Origin of the sequence: Pustulibacterium marinum (assembly GCF_900116665.1) — a bacterium.
Classification (GTDB): Bacteria; Bacteroidota; Bacteroidia; order Flavobacteriales; family Flavobacteriaceae; genus Pustulibacterium; species Pustulibacterium marinum.
Window position 1 is genome coordinate 17745 of sequence record NZ_FPBK01000001.1, and the last position, 19541, is coordinate 37285.

23 protein-coding genes are annotated in these 19541 nt (G+C 35.6%); 11 read left to right on the top strand and 12 right to left on the bottom strand.

What is annotated here, in order from left to right; translation table 11 throughout:
* Positions 1–175: 175 nt before the first annotated feature.
* From BM383_RS00100 to BM383_RS00110, 3 genes are all read left to right on the top strand, one after another.
* The gene (locus tag BM383_RS00100) at positions 176–1573 is read left to right on the top strand and encodes an OmpA family protein (protein WP_093021206.1); all 1398 of its coding nucleotides are present in this window, start codon (positions 176–178) and stop codon (positions 1571–1573) included.
* Between the two features lie 63 nt (positions 1574–1636).
* Positions 1637–4381: a PD-(D/E)XK nuclease family protein gene (locus BM383_RS00105; protein WP_093021209.1), complete on the top strand. Its 2745-nt coding sequence runs from the start codon at positions 1637–1639 to the stop codon at positions 4379–4381.
* Between the two features lie 3 nt (positions 4382–4384).
* Positions 4385–5233 carry an alpha/beta hydrolase family protein gene (locus tag BM383_RS00110; protein ID WP_093021212.1) on the top strand — a complete coding sequence of 283 codons (849 nt, stop codon included), beginning with the start codon at positions 4385–4387 and terminating at the stop codon, positions 5231–5233.
* Positions 5234–5248: 15 nt separating this feature from the next.
* On the opposite strand, the gene BM383_RS00115 is transcribed toward BM383_RS00110, so the two are convergent.
* Complete coding sequence (locus BM383_RS00115; RefSeq protein ID WP_093021215.1) at positions 5249–5827, bottom strand: DUF3109 family protein; 579 nt, start codon at positions 5825–5827, stop codon at positions 5249–5251.
* A gap of 119 nt (positions 5828–5946) precedes the next feature.
* On the opposite strand from BM383_RS00115, the gene BM383_RS00120 reads away from it, so the two are divergent.
* From BM383_RS00120 to BM383_RS00130, 3 genes are read left to right on the top strand one after another with little or no spacing between them, the layout of a single operon-like run.
* Positions 5947–6519 (top strand): MarC family protein, encoded by a 573-nt coding sequence (locus BM383_RS00120; protein WP_093021218.1) that lies wholly within the window; start codon positions 5947–5949, stop codon positions 6517–6519.
* Between the two features lie 12 nt (positions 6520–6531).
* Positions 6532–6729 (top strand): hypothetical protein, encoded by a 198-nt coding sequence (locus BM383_RS00125; RefSeq protein ID WP_093021221.1) that lies wholly within the window; start codon positions 6532–6534, stop codon positions 6727–6729.
* A gap of 2 nt (positions 6730–6731) precedes the next feature.
* A complete protein-coding gene (locus BM383_RS00130; protein ID WP_093021223.1) occupies positions 6732–7346 on the top strand; it encodes an FAD-dependent oxidoreductase in 615 nt (204 codons plus the stop codon).
* A gap of 7 nt (positions 7347–7353) precedes the next feature.
* Here the strand turns inward: BM383_RS00130 and BM383_RS00135 are convergent, their stop codons facing one another.
* From BM383_RS00135 to BM383_RS00150, 4 genes are all read right to left on the bottom strand, one after another.
* Complete coding sequence (locus BM383_RS00135) at positions 7354–8997, bottom strand: S41 family peptidase (protein ID WP_093021226.1); 1644 nt, start codon at positions 8995–8997, stop codon at positions 7354–7356.
* Positions 8998–9013: 16 nt separating this feature from the next.
* Complete coding sequence (locus tag BM383_RS00140; RefSeq protein WP_093021229.1) at positions 9014–9445, bottom strand: deoxycytidylate deaminase; 432 nt, start codon at positions 9443–9445, stop codon at positions 9014–9016.
* Between the two features lie 101 nt (positions 9446–9546).
* A complete protein-coding gene (locus tag BM383_RS00145) occupies positions 9547–10134 on the bottom strand; it encodes a HupE/UreJ family protein (protein ID WP_093021232.1) in 588 nt (195 codons plus the stop codon).
* 77 nt (positions 10135–10211) lie between these two features.
* The gene (locus BM383_RS00150; protein ID WP_093021235.1) at positions 10212–10937 is read right to left on the bottom strand and encodes a TerB family tellurite resistance protein; all 726 of its coding nucleotides are present in this window, start codon (positions 10935–10937) and stop codon (positions 10212–10214) included.
* A 166-nt stretch (positions 10938–11103) separates the two neighbouring features.
* On the opposite strand from BM383_RS00150, the gene BM383_RS00155 reads away from it, so the two are divergent.
* The 3 genes from BM383_RS00155 to BM383_RS00165 all read left to right on the top strand — a co-directional run bounded on the left by BM383_RS00155 (position 11104) and on the right by BM383_RS00165 (position 13075).
* Positions 11104–11514: a BrxA/BrxB family bacilliredoxin gene (locus BM383_RS00155; protein ID WP_093021238.1), complete on the top strand. Its 411-nt coding sequence runs from the start codon at positions 11104–11106 to the stop codon at positions 11512–11514.
* 149 nt (positions 11515–11663) lie between these two features.
* Positions 11664–12395 carry a lysophospholipid acyltransferase family protein gene (locus tag BM383_RS00160; protein ID WP_093021242.1) on the top strand — a complete coding sequence of 244 codons (732 nt, stop codon included), beginning with the start codon at positions 11664–11666 and terminating at the stop codon, positions 12393–12395.
* 17 nt (positions 12396–12412) lie between these two features.
* Positions 12413–13075: an HD domain-containing protein gene (locus BM383_RS00165; RefSeq protein WP_093021245.1), complete on the top strand. Its 663-nt coding sequence runs from the start codon at positions 12413–12415 to the stop codon at positions 13073–13075.
* Between the two features lie 2 nt (positions 13076–13077).
* Here the strand turns inward: BM383_RS00165 and BM383_RS00170 are convergent, their stop codons facing one another.
* Positions 13078–14241 (bottom strand): hypothetical protein, encoded by a 1164-nt coding sequence (locus tag BM383_RS00170; RefSeq protein ID WP_093021248.1) that lies wholly within the window; start codon positions 14239–14241, stop codon positions 13078–13080.
* A 48-nt stretch (positions 14242–14289) separates the two neighbouring features.
* Between BM383_RS00170 and BM383_RS18755 the strand changes: the two genes are divergently transcribed.
* Together BM383_RS18755 and BM383_RS00175 are read left to right on the top strand one after the other, a co-directional pair.
* The gene (locus BM383_RS18755) at positions 14290–14442 is read left to right on the top strand and encodes a hypothetical protein (RefSeq protein ID WP_177229042.1); all 153 of its coding nucleotides are present in this window, start codon (positions 14290–14292) and stop codon (positions 14440–14442) included.
* Positions 14443–14523: 81 nt separating this feature from the next.
* Entirely contained in the window at positions 14524–14973 is a 450-nt protein-coding gene (locus tag BM383_RS00175) for a hypothetical protein (RefSeq protein ID WP_093021251.1), read from the top strand.
* Here BM383_RS00175 and BM383_RS00180 read toward each other — a convergent pair.
* The 6 genes from BM383_RS00180 to BM383_RS00205 all read right to left on the bottom strand — a co-directional run bounded on the left by BM383_RS00180 (position 14970) and on the right by BM383_RS00205 (position 19536).
* On the bottom strand, positions 14970–15647 hold the full coding sequence (locus BM383_RS00180) for a response regulator transcription factor (protein WP_093021254.1): 678 nt from the start codon (positions 15645–15647) through the stop codon (positions 14970–14972). The genes BM383_RS00175 and BM383_RS00180 overlap by 4 nt on opposite strands.
* Before the next feature lie 2 nt (positions 15648–15649).
* Entirely contained in the window at positions 15650–16459 is an 810-nt protein-coding gene (locus tag BM383_RS00185; RefSeq protein ID WP_093021257.1) for a sensor histidine kinase, read from the bottom strand.
* A 39-nt stretch (positions 16460–16498) separates the two neighbouring features.
* Positions 16499–16810, bottom strand: coding sequence for a hypothetical protein (locus BM383_RS18710; protein ID WP_143106320.1), 312 nt, complete (start codon positions 16808–16810; stop codon positions 16499–16501).
* 357 nt (positions 16811–17167) lie between these two features.
* Positions 17168–17608, bottom strand: coding sequence for a hypothetical protein (locus BM383_RS00195; protein ID WP_093021262.1), 441 nt, complete (start codon positions 17606–17608; stop codon positions 17168–17170).
* Between the two features lie 50 nt (positions 17609–17658).
* On the bottom strand, positions 17659–18729 hold the full coding sequence (locus BM383_RS00200; RefSeq protein ID WP_093021265.1) for a PA0069 family radical SAM protein: 1071 nt from the start codon (positions 18727–18729) through the stop codon (positions 17659–17661).
* A 24-nt stretch (positions 18730–18753) separates the two neighbouring features.
* Positions 18754–19536 (bottom strand): enoyl-CoA hydratase/isomerase family protein, encoded by a 783-nt coding sequence (locus BM383_RS00205; RefSeq protein WP_093021268.1) that lies wholly within the window; start codon positions 19534–19536, stop codon positions 18754–18756.
* Between the last annotated feature and the right edge of the window lie 5 nt (positions 19537–19541).

A 19541-nucleotide genomic window follows, 5' to 3' on the forward strand; every position in this document is an offset into this window, starting at 1 on the left:
TAATTCGCAGGATATTCATAATAAAATTACGTTATCGAAATCTTAATGTTTTCACAATGTAGACCTTTTCGGGTTAATAAAAACGTGGAATTGATATCTTTGTTCCTGAAAATGTATTGCTATAACAGCAAATGTGACGGTAACATTTTTTAACTAAATCAAAAAAAAATTGAATATGAAACATTTAAACAAATTAGTACTGGCATGCTTCGTATGTTTTGGACTAACCAATCTTAATGCACAGGATGAAAACAATCCGTGGGCTATTAGTATCGGAGCTAATGCAGTAGATTTCTATCCTACAAATGCAAACACTATGGTAGGAAATTGGTTTTCAGAATACTTTAATGTAGAAGACCACTGGAATATTCTTCCATCTGTTTCAACGCTTTCTGTTTCTCGCTACGTAGGTGCAGGATTTGCAGTTGGTGTTAGAGGATCTATCAATAAAATTGACTCCTATGGAGATATGAGTGTTGACGATCTTAACTATTACAGTGCAGATGCAGAAGTAAAATACAGCTTAGGTCAAGCTATGAATACAAATTGGTTTGAGCCATACGTAAACGTAGGTGGTGGTTATACTTGGATCACTTCTGAAGCTGGTCTAAAAAATTATGACGGTAGTTCAGATGATATCGGAAATCCAACCTTAAATGGAGGTTTGGGTATCAACTTCTGGTTATCAGATAATATTGGTATCAATGTGCAATCTACATACAAGCACCAATTTGGAGACGATGCATTACCACATTTCCAACACGTAGCAGGATTCACCTTTAAGTTTGGTGGAAAAGATACCGATGGTGATGGTATTTATGACAAAAATGATGCTTGTCCAGAAGTTGCAGGTTTACCAGAATTCAACGGTTGTCCAGATTCTGATGGAGATGGTATTCAAGATTCTGAAGATGCTTGTCCAAACGAAGCTGGTTTAGCAGAATTTATGGGATGTCCTGATTCTGACGGTGACGGTGTTGCAGATAAAGATGACAAATGTCCAAAAACAGCAGGATTAAAAACATTACAAGGATGTCCTGATGCTGATGGTGACGGTGTTGCAGACAAAGATGATAAGTGTCCAAACCAAGCAGGTCCTGTAGCTAATGGTGGATGTCCATGGCCAGATACTGATGGTGACGGTGTTCTTGATAAAGATGATCAATGTCCAGAAGTAAAAGGTACAAAAGCTAACAAAGGTTGTCCTGAAGTAACTGAAAAAGTTCAGAAACAATTGAATGACTATGCAAAAACTATCTTATTTGACTCAGGTAAATCTTCAATCAAAGCACAATCTGAAGAAGTATTGCAAAACATTGTTGATATCTTAGAAGAGTATCCAAGTGCTAAGTTTACAGTTGAAGGTCACACAGACAGCGTAGGTAGTGATTCTTTAAATCAAAAACTTTCTGAATCTAGAGCATTATCTGTAAAAGACTATTTAACAAGTCATGGTATAGATGGTTTCAGATTATCAGCTAAAGGTTACGGTGAATCAAAACCAATTGACACCAACAAAACAAGAGCTGGTAGAGCAAACAACAGACGTGTAGAAATTAACTTGGTAAAATAATTAAGTTAGTAAACATTATAAAGAAAACGCCTCGGTTTCCGGGGCGTTTTTTATTTTTATAAAATGAAAAGTTTTCTAAAAGATGTAGTTGCTCAAGTACTACAAAATCATGACAAAATAGATGATATCAAATTCATTCTGCCTAGTAAACGGGCGGGAGTTTTTTTGAAAGATGAATTCATCAAACAATACCAAAAAACGGGTTTCGCTCCGCAATTTACCAGTATCGAAACCTTTATAGAGTCTATTTCTGGATTGCAATACGCTAATAACATTCAATTATTGTTTGAACTTTACACCGTGTATCTTTCCATCCAAAAGGAAAAACCGGAAGACTTTTATTCCTTTTCTAAATGGGGACAAATTTTACTCCAGGATTTTAATGAGATCGACAGGTATTTAGTAGAGCCGAAAACCATTTTCCCTTATTTAGCGTCTATTCAGGAGATTCATCACTGGTCACTTTCCGAAGAAAAAACGGAGTTGCAGAAGAAATATATTGAGTTCTGGAATGGGTTGGGCGACTATTATTTTGCCTATAACGAAGCGCTTCAACAAAAAGGAATTGGCTATCAGGGAATGGTTTACAAAGAAGCCATTGAAAATCTGGAGCATTACTTACATCAGAATGAAAACACCATTCATATTTTTGTAGGTTTTAATGCACTGAACAAGGCTGAAGAAAAAATCATTCAAGAATTATTAGCTACCGATAAAGCTGAAATTTATTGGGATATCGACAAGCATTTTTTAGAAGACAAAGAACACGATGCGGGCCTGTTCATTAGAAAACATTTAAACAGTTGGAAACATTTTGAAACCAATGCACCCAACTGGATTTTTGACGAGTTCACTACCGAAAAAAACATTCAACTCATTGGCATTCCTAAAAACGTTGGGCAAGCCAAATATGTGAGTAAACTACTCAACGATATTCAGCAAGCAAACGGTTTGCAACATACTGCTGTGGTTTTGGGTAACGAAGCGTTGCTTCCACCTGTATTGAATGAAATTCCAGATAGCATTCCGGAAGTGAATATTACCATGGGATTACCACTTTCGGAAACTCCTATAGCGTCTTTATTTTCGCTTTATTTTCATTTGTACATTCACGAAAAAGAGCAATGGTATTACCGCGATGTTTTGAATTTGCTTACACATTCGGTAGCGCAACAATTGTTGGGAAGCACCGCTAATGCTATCATCACCGACATTCAAACCACAAACAAAATACAAATTAGCTTTGGGCAACTCATTAAAAATAATGAAAACCAGCCCAAAGCACTTTCGCATTTCTTTCTAGATCCAAAAACGGTCAGTCCAAAAGTTTTGCTGCAACATTGTTTTGATTTGATCTATGATTTGAAACAAAAACTAGAAACCGACAAAGACGCGAATCGATTGTCGTTGGAGTATTTATACCGGTTTTACGAGCTTTTCAATCAGTTGCAACAGTATGTAGATAATTACACTTACATTGCTGATGTAAAAACACTTTTCAGTATTTATAAGGAATTAATCAGCTCTGAAACCCTCGATTTTCAAGGTGAACCTTTAGATGGTTTACAGATTATGGGAATGCTGGAAAGTAGAAATTTAGATTTTGAAACCGTGATTCTTACTTCAGTAAACGAAGGCATCCTACCGTCAGGGAAAAGCAATAATTCTTTCATTCCGTTCGATATCAAGAACATGTTGGAAATGCCAACTTACAAGGAAAAAGATGCCGTTTATACCTATCACTTTTACCGTTTGTTGCAACGTGCTAAAAATGTGTATTTGCTGTACAATACCGAAATGAGCGATGCACTGAAAGGTGGTGAAAAAAGTAGATTCATCATGCAATTAGAAGCTGAAAGATTGCCAAATCATAAGCTTACAGAAATTATTGCTTCGCCTAAAATTGATCCGAAAACAGAGGAAATTGAAATTCAAAAAGACGCTGCACTTTTAGAACGTTTGTATCAAGTAGCAGAAAGAGGTTTTTCACCTTCAAGCTTAACCAATTATGTTCGGAATCCTTTAGATTTTTATCAGCAATCGGTTTTAGGGATTCGTCAACAAGATGAAGTAGAAGAAACTATTGCAGCCAATACGTTGGGGACGATTGTTCACAACACGCTAGAGAATTTATACAAGCCTTTTGAAAACGAATTGCTTTCCGAAGCCATTATTGAAACCTTTCAGAAAACCTTCGAAACAGAACTTAAAAAACAATTTGCAGAAGTTTATAAAGGTGCCGATTATTCCAAAGGAAAAAACTTATTAATCTATCACGTAGCACAAGCCTATGTAAAACGATTTTTAGAAACTGAAAAGGAATTGGTTCAACAACACGAAGTGAAAATTGTGACCATAGAAGGCGATTACAAAACTGAAATCAACATTCCAGGAATTGACAAAAAGATCATTCTAAAAGGAAAAGTAGACCGTGTAGACGAAATTGACGGGCAACTACGTATTGTTGATTACAAAAGTGGAAAGGTAGAAAACAAACATGTTGAAATTGTGGAATGGAACGAAATCATAGATTCGTACGATTTTAGCAAAGCTTTTCAGGTATTGGCGTATGCGTATATGTATTACAATCAGGTTTCGAAATTTGAAACAGCAGAAGCCGGAATTATTTCCTTTAAAAACCTTCAAGCAGGCTTTTTACAATTCTGCACCAAAGACAAAAGAGCGGCGTATGCCAAAAAAGATTTTGCCATAACACCCGAAACTTTACAAGAGTTTGAACAGCAATTACATCAATTAATTCTGGAAATTTTAAATCCGGAAATCCCCTTCACAGAAAAAGAAGTATAAGCAATGACGAAAGAAGAATTTATCCTAGATGGAAAACATCATAGACCTATTTTAGCCGATATTACGCTAACGGAAGATAACTCCAAAAAGCCTATTATATTATTTGCACACGGCTACAAAGGTTTTAAAGATTGGGGCGCTTGGCATTTGGTGGCTTCAACCTTTGCAAAAGCCGGAATTGCCTTTTTAAAATTCAATTTTTCGCACAACGGAGGAACCGTGGAACAACCGATTGATTTCCCTGATTTAGATGCCTTCGGAAAAAATAATTACGTTAAAGAATTAGATGATATTCAAACGATTATTGATTTTGTCTCCTCAGCAGATTTTAAGTTCGCGTCGGAAATAGATCCAGAACAAATAGCAATTATGGGACATTCGCGTGGTGGCGGAATCATCACCATCAGCGCAGCAGAAGACTCCAGAATTAAACAACTGATTTCCTGGGCCGGAGTAAGCGATTTTGAAAGCAGATTCCCAACCGGATTTAAAAAATTGGTTTGGCGTATGCGTGGTGTCGGTTATGTTGTCAACAGCAGAACCAAACAAAAAATGCCGCACTATTATGAGTTTTATAAAAACTTTATGGCAAATAGAGAACGCTTGAATATTAAAAGAGCTACGCAAAAACTGAAGATTCCACACTTGTTAGTTCACGGAACAACTGACCCAACCGTACCACTTTGGGAAGCAGAAAACATGCAAAAATGGAATCCGAATGCGGAATTACTTAAAGTACCCAACGGCGATCATAATTTTGGTGCAAAACACCCTTGGGAAAGCAACACCATGCCCGAAGATTTAACAAACGTGACTGAACGAACCATTCAGTTTATCAAGAAGAACTTCTAAAAAAATAGCCGAAAGCTACTTTTTTAATTTCTTGTAGTTTTCGGCCACCAATTCTAATTCTTCATACCAAGCTTCGCCATATTTGCGAATCAAAGCATCTTTCACAAATTTATAAATGGGCACTTGCAACTCTTTTCCTAGCGAACAAGCATCATCACAAATATGCCATTTATGGTAATTTACCGCTGAAAAAGTAGAATATTCTTTAGCTCTAATTGGATACAGCTCGCAAGAAACCGGCTTTTTCCAATCGATTTCTCCGGCACGGTAAGCACCTTCAATTCCGCAAAGCGCCGTTCCTTTATCATCAAAAGTAACATACGCACAGTCGGCTCCATCAATTAACGGAGTTTCCCACTCACCATCAAAACCCTTCACATACACACCTTGAGCTTCAATAGCCTCAATGCCTTCTTTACGTAAAAACGGCTTCACTTTTGGATAAATTTTTTCTAATATTTCTAGTTCATCATCTTCAACCGGCGCACCTGCTTCGCCATCAACACAACAAGCACCTTTACAAGCACTCAAATTACACGCAAAATCATTCTCAATGATTTCCTCTGAAACTATGGTTTTTCCTATCTGAAACATCTTGCAAAGATATTAAAATTCAAAAACTTATCTATTTTATTAAGATAATCATAAATATCACTTACATAACCACTTATGTAAATGAATTTTATACATTTGCCGGCTAAATTTTTTTGGTTATGAATATAGATTTCAAACAAATTGCATCAGCAACTATGATTCTATTTGCTGTGATAGATGTTATTGGAAATGTGCCTATAATTGTAGACTTAAGAAGAAAAGTTGGGCATGTTGAAAGCGAAAAGGCTTCTATTGTTGCCGGTATTATTATGATCTCCTTTCTTTTTTTGGGAGATGAAATTTTAAAATTGATTGGTATTGATGTCAATTCATTTGCTGTGGCAGGTTCGTTTATTTTATTTTTCCTAGCTATAGAAATGATTTTGGGCATTACACTTTATAAAGACGATGCGCCGGAAACGGCCTCTATTGTTCCCATTGCGTTTCCACTTATTGCAGGAGCAGGAACCATGACTACTTTATTATCATTACGTGCAGAATTTGCCGTAGAAAACATTATCATAGCCATTGTCATCAACCTGATTTTTGTTTACATAATGTTAAAGTTATCTGGAAAGATTGAAAAACTCCTTGGAAAATCTGGTTTGGGTGTTATTCGTAAAATATTTGGTGTAATTTTGTTAGCTATAGCTGTGAAACTATTCGCTTCGAATGTTACAGGCTTGTTTTAAATTAATTACCTCATGAAAATTTTTACTGCTACTATTATTGTTCTTGCCATTTGTATGATAGGATTCAATGTGATAAAAATAGATCTTGAAGCTCCATTTCAAGGCGATAGTTCTATTGCTCTTGTTGGAATTTTTGCTTCGCTTTGCGCTATTGTTTTAATGTTGATATTACAAACATCTCGCAAGATTGCAGAAAAAATGAAAGAATAATTATGGTTTTTGATGTATTGATTATTGGTGGCGGCGCTGCCGGAATGCAATGTGCGCTGGTACTTGGTTCTGCGAGTAATAAGTCTTTTGCAAAAGATAAAAACGTAGGTATCGTCATGCATCAAAAAGCATCTCACTTACAAACAGCACTATTCAATAATGTTTTGGGATTAAACCCAGGAAAATTAGGCTCTGAAATTCTTCAGGAAGGAAAAGAACAACTGCAAAATTTGTATCCTTCGGTAACTCAAATTGATACTGAAAAGGTTTTTGAAGTTTCTGGAAATTCCGGAGATTTTACAGTTACTACCAATAAAAACAGCTACAAAGCAAAGTTAGTTGTAGTTGCTTTGGGCTATACAAACCTTTTTGACATTGAAGGGCTGAATGAATATGTGATTCCTCATAAACGGAGCATGCCGGAAAAACAACGTGTACAACTTTCTAATAAAGATCATATTGTTGCAGAAGGTATTTATGTTGCCGGAACATTAGCTGGTTGGAGCAGTCAATTTGCCATTGCAGCAGGAAGCGGGGCTCAAGTGGCTACTGATATTTTAACGCTTTGGAATGGCGGTAATTTTACCAAAGTACACGATAAAGTTGAGATAGTTTAATAATTTCTTATTCTGACTTTGCTTCGTGTAACGTAATTACCTTTTGAAGCATTGTATCCTTCTGTTTTAAGATCTTTTGATACGTATTATCACCATATAATTGTTGAGCCATCCCAGCCTTTAAATAACGCTTGGTATCTTCTTTATATAACGAAACACTAAAACCAATACCTCTGTCATACAAATATTGTTGAAAACCGTCAACAAGATCATCTGTGATTTCAAATGTTGAGACAAACTCTTTTTCTGAAATATTCTTCAATTCATTTCGGTGGTCATCTAAATAATCAAAAACATACGCCGAAACAAGTTCTGACTTTAATACCATATTAATGTGTTGCTCCTCCTGCGTGGATTGTAATGGCACAAATTCATCTGGAATAATACCGCCGCCGCCATATACAATTTTACCTTTCGCTGTTTTAAACTTTAGCGAATCGGCTACTTTGATACTGTCTGCGGATTGTAACTCTCCATTTTCATATCGCTTATAGAAATCATCAAAATAATCATCTACCCCATTGGCATACGAGCGCTGAATAGAACGTCCTGTTGGCGTATAATAGCGAGCTACAGTTAAACGAACGGCAGAACCATCTGGCATTGGCATTTCGCGCTGTACCAAACCTTTTCCAAATGAACGACGCCCAACAATGGTTCCCACATCGTTATCTTGCAACGCTCCCGCTACAATTTCACTAGCCGAAGCTGATTTTTCGTTGATCAGCACATAGACATCGCTGTCTTCAAAATCTCCTTTTGCAGTGGCGTAGGTTTTATTTTCTTCGCCTTTTTTATTTCTTGTGAAGACTATTAGCTTTCCTTTGGTTAAAAATTCATCTGCAATTTGTTCAGCAATTTCCATATACCCACCAGGATTATCACGCAAATCTAGGGCAATGGCTTTTGCTCCATTATGCTTTAAAAGTGTAACCGCTGTTCTAAATTCTTTATAGGTGCTTTCTGCAAAACGATTCACTTTTACATAGCCAATATCATCATCTAACATGAAAAATGCATCCACACTTTTGATAGGAACGGCAGCTCTTTTCAAGTTGATATTCAAATTCTCATGGGTACTTTTTCTATAAACCGTCAAGGCAATTTCCGAACCAGAAACTCCTTTAAGTTTGTCTATCACATATGTATTGGAAAGGTGTTTTCCGAAGAGTGTGTCTTTATCGGCAGTTAAAATTCGGTCACCGGCTTGTATTCCTGCATCAATAGCTGGCCCTCCTTCAATGGTTCTAATTACGGTTAACGAATCTTTCAACATTCTAAAACTAATACCTACTCCCACAAATTCACCTTTCATATTTTCGGCTACTTTCTCGGTTTGCGAATTAGGAATGTACACAGAATGAGGATCTAATTTGGAAAGAATATTGTTGACTGTAACATCTACAATACTATCGGTATTCACGTCATCTACATATTCATAATCTATGTAGTCTATGAGTCTGTTTAATTTGTCTTTATTGGAATTGGACGTAAAAAAACGTTCTGGCGTATCACTAAAACGCATTTTACCACCAATAAAAATACCGGCAGCTAGGGCAATAGCTATCAACAAAGGCAAAAAATAATATAACTTACTTTTTCTGGTAGCTCTTTCTGTTTTATCTAGTGATTCGTCCTTGTATTCTTCCATGTATCAAGACTTGGTTTTACTCTTCGCAATTAGGAATATGAACTAATTCAACGCCTGCTTTTTCTAAAAATTTTAATCCGGAATCATCTTTATACGCGTTGATATAAACCACACGTTTAATACCAGATTGATGCACTAATTTACTACATTCTTTACAGGGCGAAAGCGTAATGTAAAGTGTTGCACCTTCACAACTTTGTGTTGAAGAAGCTACTTTTAAAATAGCATTGGCCTCTGCGTGCAGCACATACCATTTGGTAAAATTATTTTCGTCTTCGCAACAATTTTCAAAACCAGTTGGGGTTCCGTTATAACCATCGGAAATAATCATTCGTCCTTTGACGATGATAGCTCCTACTTTTTTTCTATTACAATGAGAAAGTTTTCCCCACTCAGTTGCCATTCGCAAATACGCTTTATCGTAGCGCGATTGTTTTTCATCAACCATGAATTGTTTGTTTATTGGATAATCAAAAAAGATGCCTTTTTAAGCACCTGTAAACGAAGATACTTGCTTTTGTGCGCTATTACAACCTACTTGGCTTTTTTTTAACCAAAGGGATAGGTATCTGCAAGCATTGGAATTACAATTCCGATAATGATAGATGAAAGAACCAAAATCCAATCACGACGTTTTAAACGGAAAATATTTTGAAGTACTACACCCAAGAAAAGAACTATGAATACCACAATTACTTGTGCAATTTCAACACCCAAAGCAAATTCAAGTGATTTCCATAATTTGCCATCTTGTTCTGCTACAATTTGTTTGAAATAATTGGAAAAACCTAGTCCATGAATCAATCCGAAACCTAAACTGGTAAGAAATACCAGGTTTATTTTCTTCTCTTCATTTGATTTTCCTGCAGTAAAAACATTATAAAATGCCGTGATAAAAATGGTAACGGGAATTAAAAACTCTACATATGATGCCTCTACATTTACCATTCCATACACTGCAAAAAGTAAAGACGCCGTGTGACCAATAGTAAAAATAGTTACAAGCCAAAGCACACGACTCCAATCTCTAAAGAGATAAGGAACTACCAAAGCTGCAAAAAATAAAATATGATCGTAAGCATTAATGTCAAGAACATGACCAAGGCCAAGTTGGGTGTAAAACCAGAATTGATCCATAAGTTTGTGTTTGTTGGTTATAGGGTTGCTTCAAATTTACAACTTATTGCTTTTTTCAAAAAGAAAGAGGTCCTTTTTTAAAGACCTCTTTCTTTTTGAATTTGTTCATAAGCTTCCTGAACTTTTCTAAACTTCTCTTCTGCATCTTTTTTGATGAGTTCACTATCCGTTTGAATTTTATCAGGATGGTATTTTTTAACCAGTGATCTGTAAGCTTTCTTTATTTCGGTATCCGTAGCACTTTTTTCAATTCCTAAAACTTTATAGGCATCAAACGATGGCTGCCTACTGCTATAGCTTGAAGATCTGGAACTTCTATAAAACATGGCTTTGATGCTTTCAAAATCGGTTCTGTAAATTTTTAAATATCCGGCAATTTCTTCAATTTTCTCAGCTTCTGCAGGACTCACGCTTCCATCGGCCTGAGCAATTCCAAAAAGAAAATGTACTATTTGAACACGCCCTGCATACGAAGTTTTATGCAACATGTAATAGCAAATTCTATGTGCAGAAATCTCCCTGTTCTTCACTACTTCGTTGAACGTTCTAAAGGTTGCATTGGCATACTCTTTACCGTATTGTTGCACAAAATAACTTCGTACAAAGTCGAGCTCGGTTTGGTTTACATAACCATCTGCCTTGATCACCAAAGACGACAAAGAGAGTAAATTCAGTTCAAAATCAGACGGAGAAACATTGACTCTACCTGAGTTGGAATTAGATGAATTGTTGAATATAGAAAATCCGTTGAGTAATTTCGAAATTATATAAAACAACCCTAGTAAAAGGAGTAGTTTAAACATGCAATTATTAGTTTTTGAATAGGACTATAGCTACTTAATAGATTTCATATCTAAATAAACGGTAAAGAAAACAAATAGTATGCAGTTATGAAAATTTACAACTCATGAGGTGTAATGAAATTTGTATCTTTACGACCAAATTTAACGAATCTAAAAAATACGCAATATGTATCCACCAGAATTAGTAAAACCCATGAGAGAAGACCTTACTGCAGTAGGGTTTGAAGAACTACATACACCAGAAGCTGTTGAAGCAGCATTAGCAAAAGAAGGTACTACGCTTGTAGTAGTAAACTCTGTTTGTGGTTGTGCAGCAGCCAACGCAAGACCAGGAGCAAAAATGAGTTTGGAAAATGCTAAAAAACCAGACCACATTGTGACTGTTTTTGCAGGAGTTGATAAAGATGCAACAGATGTAGCAAGATCTCACATGGTTCCTTTTCCTCCATCATCGCCAAGTATGGCTTTGTTTAGAAACGGAGAATTAGTACATATGTTAGAGCGTCACCATATTGAAGGTAGACCAGCAGATATGATTGCTGATAACCTTAAAGATGCTTATGACGAATTTTGCTAAAAAATAGCAATCAGCATATTTTAAAAAGTCCTGTAGTTGTTGCAGGACTTTTTTGTTACTCCACTTTTTGAACTTTCTGATAAAAAAAAGCATCAAACGCCACAGAATCTTTTTATTTTTGGCGACAATAACATCTATTTTTCGAAAAAATGAAGAAACTATTGGCGTATCCGCTTACCGTAATATACTTGTTATGCTTTGGGTTATTACTCGTAATTTTTCATCCTATTCAATGGATTTGTTTTAATGTTTTTGGATATTCAGCTCACAAAAAATCAGTAGACATCCTCAATTTTTTTCTTTCGAAATGTCTACTTTTTCTAGCAACAACCGTTTCTTTTAAGAAAGAATATGATCTTCCAGAAGATGCGCCATTGATCATTGTTTCCAATCACCAAAGTATGTATGACATTCCACCAATTATTTGGTTTTTTAGAAAACATCATGCAAAATTCATCAGTAAAAAAGAGTTGGGAAAAGGAATTCCCAGTGTTTCGTATAATTTAACGCACGGCGGCTCTTGTTTGATAGACCGAAAAGATTCACGCCAATCCATTCCTGCCATTATGAATTTTGGAGCTTATATTGAGAAAAATAAATACGCAGCTGTTATTTTCCCTGAAGGAACTCGAAGTAGAAACGGAGAACCAAAAGCTTTTCAAAAAACAGGATTAAAATTACTTTTCAAAAAAGTACCCAATGGTTATGTAGTGCCATTAACCATTAATAACTCTTGGAAAACTTTGGAGTACGGCAAGTTTCCTATGGGAATTTTTAACCGAATTACTTTTACTTCCGGAAAGCCTTTAGCCGTTGCAGATTACGATACTGACACGCTGATTGATTTAACAGAAGAAGCTGTAAAAAGTAAGATCAAATAAACCCAAAAACTGTTCTCTTGAAAAATTCTGATATTATTGAACAAACCATTCAATTTGTAAAAGAAACTTTAGCAAATGCTGAAGGCGGACACGATTGGTTTCACATTCAACGCGTTTTTAAAAATTCACTTTTAATTGCGAAAGACGAAAACCCGAATGACTACGACTCTCTAGTGGTTGGTTTAGGCGCTTTGTTGCATGATATTGCAGATAGTAAATTTCATGATGGTGACGAAACTGTTGGCCCGGCAATAGCTCGCGAATTTTTAAACTCTTTAGCAGTTTCTGAAAGTGTTATTGATCATGTTGTAAACATTATTGAAAACATTTCTTTTAAAGGTGGCAATACAGAACGAAAATTCAGTTCCCTAGAATTAGATATTGTGCAAGACGCAGACCGACTCGATGCTATTGGAGCCATTGGTATTGCGCGTACGTTTAACTATGGCGGTTTTAAAAACAGAGCCATTTACGACCCTGAAATTCAACCTGATTTGCACATGGATAAAGAGACTTACAAAAAGTCTACAGCGCCAACCATCAATCATTTTTACGAAAAATTATTGCTACTAAAAGACCGCATGAACACTACATCCGGCAAAAAAATTGCTGAACAACGCCATGAATTTATGGAGCAATTTTTGGCACAATTCTATGACGAATGGAATGGCGTAAAATAGCTTTATCGGTTATACGGATATTCGTTTACCCAATGAAAACCACGATTCATTAAGAGAAAATCTGACTCATCTGTGCGAGTAGTTTTTAATTTGATACTATCTTTAATATCTTGTTTGTTTCTGTAAAATCCTTCAAAAGCATAATGTGTACTGTCTAACTTTTCATAGTTTAAGATCGCTCGGGGAATTGAATCTTTATATTTTAACAAAGTAATTTCATGAGCATTCGTATCTACTTCGGTTGTATAATGTTCTAAATCCAAATAACTTTTAGAATTCATATGAAAGATTTTTGCCCCATTTCCTTTTTCTAGCACCAAATATCGCCAGCGAACAGAATCTAATACAGACGGAGCCAAAGTGTCATTATTCATCACAAAATCATTCATTTCATAAATACCGTACATAGCCGGTTTTGGAGAAGCATCACCATAATTTTTTTGTCTTTCTAAATTATCTGAAATCATACTAGTAAAGACCAAAATAATGAGGATTCCTTTTAAAACCTGAATAGAAATATTGGCCCATTTCTTTTTGAATGGATGTTGATTTGGTAAAGACTCTGAAGGCTTATTCAAGATAAAAACGTTTATCAGTCTTTTGCTGTCTAACAACACAAAAAACAAGCCTAACACCATTAAATTAAATGAAAATATCTTTACGGGAATATCATATGACATGTTCATTAAAAAAACATTTAACATGACGCCAAACGCCATGATTCCCCCAAGAGTCCTTGTTTTTCTATACAGTAAAAAACAACCCGCCAAAACTTCGCATACGCCAGAAAAAATAGTGTATGTATCAGAAGCTCCCATAAAAGTCCAGGCTAATCCCATAGGCGATTTATTGCCAAGCGGTAACAACAGCATGCTAAGCATTGGATGGCTAAACTGTAGTTTGATTACTTTAACCAAACCATACACCAATAAATAATAGCATAAATAGTATCGTAAAAACGTAGCCTGCCAATAAAGAAGCGTATTATAACTTCTTCGTTTTCTGTCTAAAATTATCCAGAAAATTGCAATTCCTAGAGCAAGAATAAGTGCGATGATAAAATGATACATATCAAAAAGAGTATCTCCACTCCCGCTAACATGTTCTGCTACTTCTTCATTGTAAAAATACAGTCCTGCCCAAGCAATAAGTTTAGGCCACACCATACTAGTAACCAATGGCAAAAAGTAAATTATTGTGTAAACGAAAAAGAATTGAAAAACGAATTTTTGGAGCAAACTCCACCTACCAGAGATGCTCGTGTGATTGGTAAACATATTTTCTATTTTTTGATTGATGAATTGGAAAAATATGTAATTTCAGAATACAAATTCTTACAAAATACTTTTTTTAAGAGAATTTTATGATGCAGTCATTGCCATTCAATTAAATTTTAAGCTATCGGCAACATAGCAACAAACAATCTATTTGTACTTTTAAAAGAAAAAATGAAAAAATTTATATACAGCTTCTTATGCATTTCTGCTCTTATATCTTGTGATACTAATGTTCAAAAAACTGCGGAGCAAGCAGTGGACATGATGGATGGTCAAAAACCTACAGAAACTTTGTGTTTCCTAACTACTGGTAAAGCTATAAAAGCAGAAGATAGAACTTTGAGAGATTCAACGATTTTAAAAATCAATGTGTTTGAAAAACAAAAGGTTTCCGGGAAATTTAATTGGATACCCGCTGAAAAGGATCAAAGAAAAGGTCTATTTGAAGGTGCAAAATCTGGAAACACCATCAAAGGTGCTTACACTTATACGCAAGAAGGAGTTCCAAAAACGGCCACTATTCTTATAAAATTAAGCGGAGATAAAGCTACCGTTACTACCAACAAAGACAAGCAAGATGCTATGACGCTAGAAGTGAAAAAAGTGAATGATTGCCTTTAAAAATTAGGCGTAACATGAACTAAGTTGTGGACAATACCATACACTACTAATCCGGCTACGTTTTTTGAACTTGTTTTTTTCAACAGGCTTTTTCTGTGACCTTCTACCGTTCTAGCGCTAATGAACAATCTTTCGGCTATTTCTTGATTGGTATATTGTTCACAGATAAGCTCTAAAATTTCCAGTTCTCGTCTGGACAAATCATTATCAAAAAGATTATCTGATTCCTGTACATTTTTTGGTTTTATCTCTTCATCAAGAACTTTATGAACCCATTCATCGTAGCAAAATCCTACTTTGTGAACTTCCTTAATGGTTTCCACAACTTTTTTAGGAGAGGTATTCTTGAGTAAATAAGAAGAGGCCCCAACGGCAATCATATTATTGATAAAAGTTTTACCTCCATAACTGCTTAAAGCAATGATATGAATATCCGGATAATCTTCCTGAATTATTTTGGTGCATTCTACACCGTTCATTTCCGGCATCTTAATATCCATTAAAATGATATTCGGTTTTTCTTGAGTGTCTTCAAGTATTTCTAAAAGATCTACTCCGTTTTCAGCATCAAAAAGTACATCAAACTCAGGTACTCTGTTCAGAATAAATAAAATTCCTGCTCTAAAGAGTGCTTCATCGTCTGCTATGGCAATTTTTATTTTCTCTTGTTCCATAATTAAAGAGTAATTGTTGCTTTAAAACCATTTCCTACACTACTATTGTACGCTACATTTCCATTTAATAAATCTAATCTTGTATCTATATTTCGCAATCCAAGTCCTTTTTTAAGTGTTTCATTTTGGGTGTCAAAACCTTTACCATTATCTACATATCGTAACGTAAGGTTTTGTTCATTTGTTGTGATTGACAAAGAAATTTCGGTGGCTTTCCCGTGCTTCAAAGAGTTGTTAAGTAGCTCTTGCACAACACGAAACAAATGCAATTCTTGCTGAGAAGTTAAGAAATTTTCTTGATATTGATTTGAAAATCTTACCGAAACTTTTTTGCTATTGTCATATTCTTCGCAGATTTCATCTACTGCTGCTCCCAAACCAAACTTATCCAAAATTGGAGGTAAGAGGTTATGAGCTATTTTTCGTGATGTTTCTAAAGTGCCATTGGTGATTTGCAAAACCTGTTGTAGCATTTGGTGTTGCTCTTCCTTCGTTAAATTTTCTTCCAGTAAATATTGGGCATTTAGCGATACAACATTTAGTTTGGAACTAATATCATCATGCAAATCTTGGGCAATACGTTTTCGTTCTTCCTCTTGAGTTTCAATCCCAGAATGGATCATTTCCTTTTGATGATCTAGCGTTAACTGCTGCTTTTCTACTTCTTTCTGAATTATTTTTCGTCTGGATATAAAAAAGAACAAAACCAACGAAAGCGACATAAGCAATAGCATCATGACCGAGGATACAATAATCCACAGAAAATCAGTATCAGAATTGTTGGTTTGCAGCGAAATAAAGAATGAAATCATTAAAGAAAGCTAAAAATCTAACTCAAAGATACAAAGTTTTTAAAGCGACTCTTGAACTGGTTTTCTAAAATGTTTGTACCATTCTATGATCATTATAACCAAAAAAATAATGTACAAGACGTTATTAACACTCCATAAGGTTACAAAAGTTGACCTACCATGATACTCTATAAGATACTCTCCTACAGCAAACAGTAATGTACTACTTACCAAATACACCAGTAAACTAGGTGCAAAATAGAGATATTTTGTAGTATTAGACTCTATTCTTTTATAAAGAAAAACCACCAAATAAATAATCACCAAGCCATTACACAGTAAAGGTTCTAGCGTATTAAATTGCCAGAACATAGATGGATAAATTATAAACCGAATTACTAAAAATATGGGAATCAGAATGCATGCAATACTCATCAGTTTCTTGATTTTTTCTCCTTTGAATTGAGATTGAAAAAACAATGATAATACTACAAAAACAGAAATAAGATACGGATGTATCAAAAAAAGATTTCCTCCTAATTGATCAAAAACTGTAGATACAATCTCTGTTAATCCTACAACTAGTAGGTATCCAAAAATATATACATCTCCCTTTTTAATTAGATTTTTTCTATAGCTTTTTGTATATAAAAAACATACCAAAATAATAAGAATCCTTGGTATAATAGTGAGAATATTACTGAACGTAAATTCCAAAATACGGTGGATTTAGTAAGGTGGATTTGGTTTAGAAAAATCGAAAACTCCAGAGTCTATATCATCTTTCCCACTAATTGTACCCTCCAAAGATTTTTTCACAATATCACTTCCATCTTTGTTTACCCCTACTAACATTAAAGAGGCTATATATGGATATTCAGAAGTTTGCACGTCACTTTTGTTTACTTCTCTACCTAAATAAGCTCTTACATTGGTTAGTCCTTTCTCCTTTTCCCCGGCATACATACTTATAAAGTCATCACCAGGAATCAAAAAGGACTCTAAGTGTTTCTCTTCAAGAAAATTAGGATACTTTTGAAAAAACTCATGATCTTTTCCGCCATTTTCAAAATAGTCTCTTAATACATTTTTGAGGCTCTCCATAAGCTCATTATAGCTATCTATACGGTCTTTCGCTTCTGAAATTTCAATTTGGTTGTTATCGGTCATTTTTAGTTGTTATTTATTAGGATATAAAATTAGGCTATTTACTTTTAATTTTAAAACAAACGGAGTTGATCATTTTTGAAATTTTCATGTAAACTCGTATTCAATTTTGGAAAAGTTGTATCTGTAAAAAACTTACGCCTTGCCAATTGCATTTGCGCATGAATTTGCAAGGCAAACACACCTTCGCCTTTCATACGTACGCCAAACCGACTTTCATTGAGCGTTCCGCCATGGCAGGCTTTTATTTGATTGAGCACTTTTGAAGCTTTGTCCGGCATGGCTTTTTCTATCCAATCGGTAAACAATTCACCTACAGCACCGTTTAACCGAACCACGGTATGACCAATAGAAAGCGCTCCGGCATCGGCTACTGCTTTGGCCATGGGCAAAATTTCATGACTGTTGATTCCGGGAATAATGGGCGCCAACATTACATTCACTGGAATTCCGTTTTTGGAAAGCGTTTCAATCGTTTCTAATCTTTTTTTGATGGTTGCCGTTCTGGGTTCTAGCAATCTTCTTGTTTTCTCTGACAATGAGGTTACCGAAATACTCACGCCCACCAAATTATCTTTGGCCAATTCTTTTAAAATATCCAAATCTCTGGTGATCAATGCATTTTTGGTAATAATACCCACCGGATGTTTGTATTTTAGAAACACTTCCAAACATTTTCTGGTAAGTTGAAATTCTTTTTCGGCAGGTTGGTAACAATCTGTATTGCCCGAAAGTACAATCGTTGTTGCTTTCCAATTTTTACTTTTCAATTTTGATTGAAGTAATTCCGGAGCATTTTTCTTGACTAAAATCGTTCGTTCAAAATCAAGTCCGGCACTGTAACCCCAATATTCATGAGAGTTTCTGGCGTAGCAATACACACAACCATGCTCACAACCTTGATACGGATTTAGAGAGAATTCCATCCCTACATCTGGACTCGTCACTTTGTTAACAATAGTTTTGGGAAAAACTTCTAAAAAACGAGTTTTGTTGGTATCAGCTTCTTCGCCTTCTTTATGGCAATACTCCAGAAATTCATCAAGCATTTCGTGTTCACCTTCTAAAAACCGATTGTGAACATTTTTCTGCGCGCCTCTTCCTTTTTTCAAATCATCCTTCATCCTATCCAACTACCCCAAACAAGTTTATTTCCCCGGAAAATCTGCTTTGCGTTTTTCTAAAAAGGCCGTAGTTCCTTCTTTAAAATCTTCAGTCCCGAAGCAATAGCCAAAACCTTCAATTTCAGTTTCAAAACCATTCACGCCATCGGTATAACCGGCATTCACAACTTCAATCGCTTTTGAAATAGCTACAGGGGAATTCTTAGCAATTTTAGCAGCTAAAGTTTTACAGAAAGGTAACAATTCTTCTTGGGTTACCACATGATTCACCAAGCCCCACATCAAAGCTTGTTCTGTGCCCACCATTCCGGCAGTCATGATCATTTCCAAAGCACGCCCTTTGCCTACCAATTGCGGTAAACGTTGCGTTCCTCCATAACCCGGAATTACACCTAACGAAACTTCTGGTAAGCCCATGCGCGCATTGTCACTTGCTACTCTAATATGGCACGCCATGGCCAATTCTAGTCCGCCACCTAAGGCAAAACCATTGACTGCAGCAATGACAGGAGTTGCTAAGTTGGCCACAAAATCAAACAATAATTGATGTCCTTTTGCTGCTAATTCGGCACCTTCAGTTTCTGAGAAATTTGAAAATTCGGCAATATCGGCGCCTGCCACAAATGCTTTTTCTCCGCTTCCGGTAATTACAATTACTTGCACAGCAGCGTCAGCATCAAGACTTTCAAAGGCTTCGTGCACTTCTTGAATGGTTTCTTTGTTCAACGCATTCAGTTTTGAAGGTCTGTTGATGGTAATAAAACCAATTTGATTTTCCGTAGTGGTAATAATATTATTAAAGCTCATAACTA